General features: G+C 68.6%; 7 protein-coding genes. All 7 read left to right on the plus strand.

Annotation, left to right across the window (positions count from 1 at the left end):
• Positions 1–362 precede the first annotated feature (362 nt).
• The 7 genes from FFK22_RS34110 (at position 363) to FFK22_RS34140 (ending at position 8,438) form a co-directional block, all read left to right on the plus strand.
• On the plus strand, positions 363–1,124 hold the full coding sequence (locus FFK22_RS34110; protein ID WP_138892309.1) for a response regulator transcription factor: 762 nt from the start codon (positions 363–365) through the stop codon (positions 1,122–1,124).
• A gap of 349 nt (positions 1,125–1,473) precedes the next feature.
• On the plus strand, positions 1,474–2,550 hold the full coding sequence (locus FFK22_RS34115) for a PotD/PotF family extracellular solute-binding protein (RefSeq protein ID WP_138892310.1): 1,077 nt from the start codon (positions 1,474–1,476) through the stop codon (positions 2,548–2,550).
• A 325-nt stretch (positions 2,551–2,875) separates the two neighbouring features.
• Complete coding sequence (locus tag FFK22_RS34120; RefSeq protein WP_221939062.1) at positions 2,876–3,796, plus strand: ABC transporter permease; 921 nt, start codon at positions 2,876–2,878, stop codon at positions 3,794–3,796.
• A complete protein-coding gene (locus tag FFK22_RS34125; protein WP_138892311.1) occupies positions 3,793–4,572 on the plus strand; it encodes an ABC transporter permease in 780 nt (259 codons plus the stop codon). The genes FFK22_RS34120 and FFK22_RS34125 overlap by 4 nt, the downstream gene beginning before the upstream one ends.
• Positions 4,559–5,620 (plus strand): ABC transporter ATP-binding protein, encoded by a 1,062-nt coding sequence (locus tag FFK22_RS34130; RefSeq protein ID WP_138892312.1) that lies wholly within the window; start codon positions 4,559–4,561, stop codon positions 5,618–5,620. Before FFK22_RS34125 ends, FFK22_RS34130 begins: the two co-directional genes overlap by 14 nt.
• Positions 5,621–6,211 (plus strand): cysteine hydrolase, encoded by a 591-nt coding sequence (locus tag FFK22_RS34135; protein WP_138892313.1) that lies wholly within the window; start codon positions 5,621–5,623, stop codon positions 6,209–6,211.
• Position 6,212: 1 nt separating this feature from the next.
• Positions 6,213–8,438, plus strand: a complete 2,226-nt coding sequence (locus tag FFK22_RS34140; protein ID WP_138892314.1) for a trehalase family glycosidase — start codon at positions 6,213–6,215, stop codon at positions 8,436–8,438.
• Positions 8,439–8,445: the final 7 nt, after the last annotated feature.

An 8,445-nucleotide genomic window follows, 5' to 3' on the forward strand; every position in this document is an offset into this window, starting at 1 on the left:
TGACTCGCATATGCCATTGCGAGCAGCGCCGAGCGGCAGGTCGAGAGAACGCCGTTCCTGGCTGTTGCTGATCGCGTTCCCGGGCCTGCTCCATCCGCGCCGGCGGGCATGCCTGGCGTTTCCAGCCCCAGGATGCTCCTGCGGACGGTTACGCCCTTCGCGCACCCATTGTCCAAAGGGCGTAGGCCGGCCTTTATTGATTTTGCATAAAATGTGATACAAATATAGTTGAAATTAGCTTGCGGCCTCTGCTCGCGCCAGCCCTCACCGGCTCTACGAGCGAGAATGAGAAGCAGCCATAAGGCGCCTTCGATCGAGTGAAGCGGAAAGGGGGAGCACTACCTCAAAATAGAATAGAGGCGATGATGCATTTTGACAGAAACGAAGCGCATACGCTTCCCGCCACCATCGGAGCGGCAGAGTTTGAAACCGACCATCCCGCCAGGGATCGGGCGGCGGACCATCCCGGTCCGGGCCTGAGGACGGTCGCGATCATCGACAGACGCGCCCTGGGCCGGGAAACCTTGATGCAGGCGCTCGCATCGGCCAACAGCCAATTTCGAGGCCGGACATTCGTCGACATCGATGAATGGGAGCGGAGCCCGGATCGGAGCGGCACATCGGCGATCCTGCTGGAGTGCGGCGCGGTCAGCAACGACCACTCGCTGGCTGGAGACGAGCTCCAGGCCCTGGTCGCCGCGCATCCCGGCATACCCGTGGTCGTGATGGGTGAAAGTGAGGATTCCCGCTATATCGCCGAGATCCTGGCACGAGGCGCCCGCGGCTATATCCCGACCAGCGTCAGCCTGAATGTGGCCATCGGGGCACTGCACCTCGCCTTGGCCGGAGGCATCTTCGTCCCTGCCAGCGCCCTCCAGAACGCGGGCAGCGAGCGGCCGGAGCGCGAGCAATCGGTTCACGGCAGGCTCGGCCTCTCGGAACGCCAGGCGACTGTCGCCGATGCCGTCGCCCTGGGAAAGCCGAACAAGATCATCGCCTATGAGCTGGAGCTGAGCGAGAGCACCGTGAAGGTGCACCTTCGGACCATCATGAAGAAGCTGAAGGCCCGGAATCGCACCGAGGTCGCCTTCCTGCTGCATGCCGCGAAAACCCGTGCCGCCTGACATGGAAGAGGCCGCCATGATGGCGGCCTTTCCAGCTCCAAGCGTTCCTTCCCGATTCGTCAACACGGGCAAGAATATTGTATCCGCAAGACCGTGTGCCGGGTGACGGCCCGAACACATTCATTTCCTCGGTCGAAGCACAGTAATAATAACATGTTATGAAGATGACCCAAGTACCTCTTTCGGAGTAGGCAGCCCTTCCGACGCCGACGGTCGCGCCCGAGGCGCAGGGCGCCATGCGGCGCTTATACCGGGAGACCGGCCACCGCCCCCAGAAGGTAATTTGACAGCCCCCGGACCCCGCGCTAAGGTTGTTTGTGTACAAACAATAACCGCCGGGGAGCGTTTCATGTCCTTCTCACTCAATCGGCGCCGGTTCGGCGCCCTGCTCGGGGCCGGGGCGCTGGCCGGGGCAACCGGGCTGCCGCTGCGCCGGGCGCGGGCGGCCGAGACCATCTATGTCCTGAACTGGCAGGGCTACGGCACCGACGAGGCCTGGGCCCTGAAGGCCTTCACCGAGAAGACCGGCATCGAGGTCAAGCACGACTATTTCAACTCCGAAGAGGAGATGCTGACCAAGCTGCGCACCAACCCCGGCACCTATGACGTGGTTCTGATCAACAGCGCCCGCACCCTGCAGGCCCAGGCCGAGGACCTGCTGGAGCCGATCGACCTGGCCAAGGTGCCGAACGCCGCCGACCTGGCGCCGCAACTGCGCGACCACGCCAATTTCCACAAGGACGGCAAGGCCTATGGCGTGTCCTGGCTGTGGGGCATCAACGCGCTGGGCCTGCGCCGCGACAAGGTGAAGGCCGACAGCCTTTCGGTGCTGGCCGACCCGGCCTATGCCGGCCGCGTCGCCCTGTTCGACGATGCCGTCACCGCGATCGGCATCGGCGCGCTGATGACCGGGCAGGACATCAACGCGCCCAAGGACATGGCCGCCGTCGCCGCCAAGCTGAAGGAGCTGAAGCCCGGCGTGAAGCTCTTGTGGTCCAGCGAGGACCAGTGGAACAAGGCCTTCGCCGCCGGCGAGTTCGACGTCTCGATCTACTGGTCGGGCGCGGCCGTGCGGTCGCAGCGCAACTTCAAGCTGGCGGTCGATTTCGTGGTGCCGAAGGAAGGCGGGATCGGCTGGATCGACGGGCTGTCGGTGCCGGCCACCAGCACCCGCAAGGACTCCGCGCTGGCCTTCATCAACTACATGATCGACCCCGGCTTCTACGACTACTGGGCCACCAATATCGGCGCCCCGGCCTCGGCCAACGCCAAGGCCATGGCGGCGCTGCCGGCCGACGACCTGAACAAGCAGATCCACAAGGCCGAGTACCTGTCCCAGCTGCAGTTCATGTCGCCGCTGAGCGACGACCAGCGCACGGCGTTCTCGGATCTGTGGCAGGAGACGAAGGCGTTCTACGCGGGGTAGGCCTGGCTCGTTGCGTTGCCTCTCCCGCCGGACGCGGGAGAGGTCGGACGTCCGAAGGACGGCCGGGTGAGGGCTGGTCCCAGCCTCGACGAAATCCCCTCACCCGGAGCCGCTTCGCGTCTCCGACCTCTCCCGCAAGCGGGAGAGGCAACAGGTTCGCTTCAGTTCTGTCATTGCCAGGCTTGACCCGGCAATCCAGGGACCACAAAGAGCCGCTCCCGAAAGCCCCTGGATCCTCGGGTCAAGCCCGAGGATGACAGAAGGAGGGTACAAGCCCGGTGGTGACAGGAAGACGGCATGAGGACGGGCACAAGAGGATGAACGGATGACCGAGCTGGCGGCGCCGACCACCGCTTCCGCCATCACCGCGCCTGCCGCGGGCGGGGCGGAGAAGCGCGGCTGGGTGGCCACGGCGGGGCTGCTGCTGCCGGCCTATGGCTGGCTGACGCTGGCGATCTTCCTGCCGCTCTTGATGATGCTGGGCTTCTCCTTCCTCAAGGTCGCCCCCTTCGGCGGCCGGGCGATCGTCTGGACCCTCGACAACTACCTGGCCTTCCTGAAGCGGCCCTATCTGCGCGACGTCGCCTGGACCTCGTTGTCGATCGGGATCTGGACCACGCTGATCTGCGCCGTGATCGGCCTGCCGGCGGCGCTGGCCCTGGCCCGCTCCACCTTCGGCCGCACCCGGCAGGTGCTGTTCCTGCTGATCATCCTGCCGTTCTGGACCAACGGCCTGGTCCGCGTCTTCTCCTGGACCATGGTGCTGCGCGATGGCGGCATCATCGACGGCCTGTACCACTGGGTCCTGCCGGACGCGGCGCCGCTCGGGCTGCTCTACACCTACCCCGCCATCGTGGTCGGGCTGGTGCATGCCTACCTGCCCTACATGATCCTGACCTGCTACCTGTCGCTGGTGGCGATCGACGACCAGATCCTGGAGGCCGCGCGTAGCCTGGGCGCCCGCGCGCCCGTCGTGTTCTGGAAGATCATCCTGCCGCTGGCGACGCCGGGGCTGATCTCCGGCTCGGTCCTGATCTTCGTGCCGGTGATCGGCAGCTTCATGGAGCCGCGCATCCTCGGCGGCCGGGTCGGCGTCACCATGGGCACGGTGATCGAGGACCAGTTCACCCAGGCCTTCAACTGGCCGCTGGGCGCCGCCCTGTCCTTCACCATGCTGGCGATCGTGCTGGCGATCTTCGCCCTGGCCGCGCCGGTGCTGAAGCGCCAGCAGGGGGCGCGGCCATGAGGAAGCTCGGCCTCGCCCATCTCTGGGCCGTCATCGCCTTCCTGTACCTGCCGATCGCGGTGATGGTGGTGATGGCGTTCAACGCCTCGCCGCTGTACCAGCTGCCCTTCGAGTTCTCGCTCGACTGGTTCGCGAAGCTGCCGGACAACGAGCGGCTGCTGTCGGCCAGTGGCAACAGCCTGATCCTGGCCGTGGTCACCGCCGTGCTGGCCACCGCGATCGGCACCCCGGCCTCGCTGGCCCTGTCGCGGCGCAAGTTCCGCGGCCGGTCGCTGCTGCAATTGCTGCTGCTGCCGCCGATCGCCATCCCCTGGCTGATCACCGGCACCGCCATGCTGGTGTTCTTCTTCTCCACCGGCATCGGCCGCGGCCTGTTCGCCATGACCATCGGCCATGTCGCGCTGGCCATCCCCTATGTCGTGCTGGTGGTCGGCACCGGGCTGCAGTCGCAGCGCGCCGACCTGGAGGAGGCGGCGATGAGCCTGGGGTCGACCCCGCTGCACGCCTTCTTCAGCGTCACCCTGCCCCTTCTGCTGCCCAGCATCATCGCCGCGGCGCTGTTCGCCTTCGCCGTGTCGCTGGACCAGTTCGTGGTCTCCTACTTCCTGGCCACGCCCGGCGTCACCACCCTGCCGGTGGAGATCTACTCCGCCATCCGCAAGGGCTTCACACCGGAGATCAACGCCATCTCCACCATCCTTCTGGGCGCCTCGATGGTCCTGGTCCTGGCGTTCGCCCTGCTGTCGAACATGGGAGGCGCCCGTGAGCGGCGTTGAAGTCACTGGCGTGAGCAAGCGCTACGGCCCCGCCACCGTGCTGGACCGGATCAGCGCCAGCTTCGAGGCCGGGCGCTTCACCAGCCTGCTCGGCCCCTCCGGCTCCGGCAAGACCACGCTGCTGCGCATCGTCGCCGGCTTCGTGGTGCCGGACGAGGGCGAGCTGAGGATCGGGCCGGATGAGGTGACGCGGGTGCCGGTATGGAAGCGGCGCATCGGCATGGTGTTCCAATCCTACGCCCTGTTCCCGCACATGACCGTGCTGCAGAACGTGATGTTCGGACTGAACCGGCGCGGCGTGCGCGGCCCCTCGGCGGCGAAGGAGGCGCGCGAGGCGCTGGAGATGGTGCGCCTGTCCGGCTTCGAGGGCCGCAGCCCGAAGCAGCTGTCCGGCGGGCAGCAGCAGCGCGTCGCGCTGGCTCGCGCCATCGTCACCAAGCCGACCGTGCTGCTGCTGGACGAGCCGCTGTCGGCGCTGGACCGGCGGCTGCGGCAGGAGATGCAGGTCGAGCTGAAGCGCATCCAGCGCGAGAGCGGCCTGACCACCATCTTCGTCACCCATGACCAGGAGGAGGCGCTGACCCTGTCCGACCGCATCGCCATCCTGGACCGCGGCCGGATCGTCCAGGACGGGGTGCCGGGCGAGATCTACGAGGCTCCGCGCACCCGTTTCGCCGCCGGCTTCCTGGGCGACGCCAATTTCCTCGATGGCACGGTCGCGGCCGGCGGCGTCGAGGTGCAAGGCGGCATGGTGCGGGTGGCCGGGCCGCTGCCGGCGGCCGGATCCAAGGTGACCCTGGCGGTGCGGCCGGAGAAGATGGTGATCCTGGCCCCGAACACTCCCCACAGCTTCGACAACGCCCTGCCGGCGACGCTGCGCGAGGTGATCTATGCCGGCGCCGTCTCGACCTATCTGCTGGCCGGGCCGGACGGGCGCGAGCTGAAGGTCTTCGCCCAGAACCGGTCCCAGGACAGCGCCGCGCCGGCCCCTGGCGCCGCGGTCACCCTGGGCTGGTCCGCCGCCCACACCATCGCGCTGGAGGACTGAATGCTGCGCTTCGGGCCGCTGTCGCCGAACACCGTCCATGTCGCCATCGACCTGCAGCGCCTGTTCGCCGAGGACACGGTGTGGTCGACCCCGGCACTGATGGCCGTGGTCCCCAACGTCGCCGCGCTGGCCAAGGCGGGCCGCACCCTGTTCCCGCGTTTCGTGACGCCGGAGCGGGCCGAGGACGCGCCCGGCATCTGGCGCCGCTACTATACGCATTGGGACGCGGTGACCCGGCCGAAGCTGGCGCCCGGCATGCTGGATCTGGTGGCCGAGCTGGCGGCGCTGGCCGCGCCCGGCAGCGTCATCGACAAGCCGACCCATTCCGCCTTCGCCGCGCCCGAATTCGTCGACCGGCTGGCCGCGCTGAGCGCCGACACGCTGATTGTCACGGGGGTGGAGACCGATGTCTGCGTGCTCGGCACCATCCTCGACGGCATCGACCGCGGCTTCCGCATCGTCGCCGTGTCCGACGCGATGACCAGCTCGTCGCTGCCGGGCCACCACGCCACGCTCGACCTGATCCTGCCGCGCTTCGACCAGCAGGTGGAGATCGTCACCACCGAAACGGCCCTGCGGGCCTGGAGCTGAGATGCTGCGCGATACCACTGTCCCGCTCGCCCGGGCCTGGAACACCTGGTCCAGCCGCCCGGCCGAGATGGTGTTCCTGCCGCTCGGCGTGCGAGTGACGCCGCTGGCCTATGCCGACAGCAGCCGCGCAGCGACGCTGTTCCCGGCGAAGTCGGTCCGCTACGGCCGCCACGCCCTGGACGGCAGCCTGGTGGAGCTGGACCTCGACCATGCCGGCACCGGCCTGGCCTGGCGCTGGGCCAAGCGCGGGCCGTTCGAGCTGTCCGGCACCTGGCGCACGGTGAAGACCGGCGAATGGGGCCTGCGGTTCTGGTTCAACCTGTGCCTGTCGGCCGAGGACGGCCAGGCGGTGCGCTGGGACCCGGCCGGCGCCGCCGTGGTCAAGGTCGGCCACCGCTTCGTCGCCCTGGCCAGCGCCGAGCCGCCGGTGCAGGTGACCGGCCACGCCACGGTCGAGGCCGCGGCCGAGGATTACGAGACCAACGGCTATTTCCATCTCGGCGCGCGGTCGGAGGCGGCGCCGGTGCTGGTGCTGCGCTTCAACCTGGAGATGATGCGCGACGGCGGCATCGGCGTCGCCGTGGCCGACCGGGCCGACCTGGCGGTCGAGCGCGCCAAGGCTTTGGCGGCCGAGCCCGGCGAGGCCCCTGCCCTGCCCGGCCAGACCGGAGCACAGGCCGGCGCGCTGGACGCGCTGCGCGACGTCATGGCCTGGAACACGGTGTGGGACGAGGTCAACCACCGGCCCTACACCTCGATCAGCCGGAACTGGAACCTGTCGAAATTCGGCGGCTTCGGCGTATGGCTGAACGACCAGCTCTACAACGCCCTCCTCACCGGCTATCTCGACCAGGAGATGGCGCGCGAGAACCTGGCGGCGTCGCTGGCCAGCGCCACGCCGGAGGGCAACCTGGCCTGCCTGCTGACCGCCAACGACGCCTGGGTCGACCGCACCCAGCTGCCGATCGGGTCGTTCCTGCTGTGGCTGATCTATCTCCGCTCCCGCTCGCGGCCGATGCTGGAGCTGGCCTACGGCACGCTGGCGCGCAACCATGCCTGGTGGTGGCGCGAGCGCGACCCGCGCGGCCGCGGCCTGGTCTCCTACGGCACCTCGGATGTCGGCGAGGGGCTGTACAAGGGCACCTCCTTCGGTGCCCGCAACGAATCGAGCATGGACAATTCGCCGATCCATGACGAGGCGGAATACGACCCGGAGACGCGCAGCCTGCGCTGCGAGGATGTCGGACTGAACAGCCTCCTGGCCTTCGACGCCGAGGTGCTGTCCTGGATCGCCGCCGAGCTGGGCGACGAGGCGGCCGCGGCCGCCCATGCCGAGACCGCCACCCGGACCCGGACGAAGATCGGCGCCGAGCTGTGGGACGACAGCCGCGGTATCTTCGCCAACCGGCTGTGGTCCGGCGAGTTCGTGCGCAGCCTGGGGCCGACCAGCTTCTACCCGCTGATCTGCGGCGCGGCCTCCCCCGAGCAGGCGCAGCAGCTGCTGGCCCATCTCGAGGACCCGGCCACCTTCGGCGGCGACTTCGTCATCCCCGGCACCACGCGGGACGACCCAGCGGCCAAGGACAACTCCTACTGGCGCGGCCGGATCTGGCCGCCGTTGAACTGGATGGTCTGGCACGGGCTCCGCCGCAACGGCTTCGAGGCGGAGGCGACGACGCTGGCCGATGACAGCGTCCGCCTGTTCCGCCGGGCCTGGGACGAGCGCCGGCTGTGCCCGGAGAACTTCAACGCCGAGACCGGCGAGCCGATGGACCAGCCGGACACCGAGGGCTTCTACAGCTGGGGCGCCCTGATGCCGGCGCTGGGCGTGGCCCGGGTGATGGACATCAATCCCTGGGGCGGCTGGGAGCTGGTCAATGATGGCGCCGACGCGACGCTCGGCCCGATCGCCAGCCCGGCCGGCGCGGTAACGGTCGCCATCGCGGACGGCGTGCTGGCGCTGCGCCGGGGCAGCCAGCCCCTGCTGGAGACCAATCTTCGGGGCCGGCTGTCGCAGCTGCGCTTCGGCGAGGGCGACATCGCGGTGACCCTGCCGGCGGAGATTTCGGCCGGCGCCTGGCTGCGCTTCCCGTCGCTGGCGCCGGACCGGGTGCTGCACCTGCGGATCGGCGACGAGACCGTCGCCTGGCGGGCGGAGGGCGGGGTGCTGGTGGATCTGCCCGCTCACAGCGCCCCCGGCACCCTGCGGGTGATCCTGACCACGTGACGAGAAT

This window comes from Mycobacterium sp. KBS0706 (genome assembly GCF_005938675.2).
Taxonomy (GTDB): Bacteria; Pseudomonadota; Alphaproteobacteria; order DSM-16000; family Inquilinaceae; genus Inquilinus.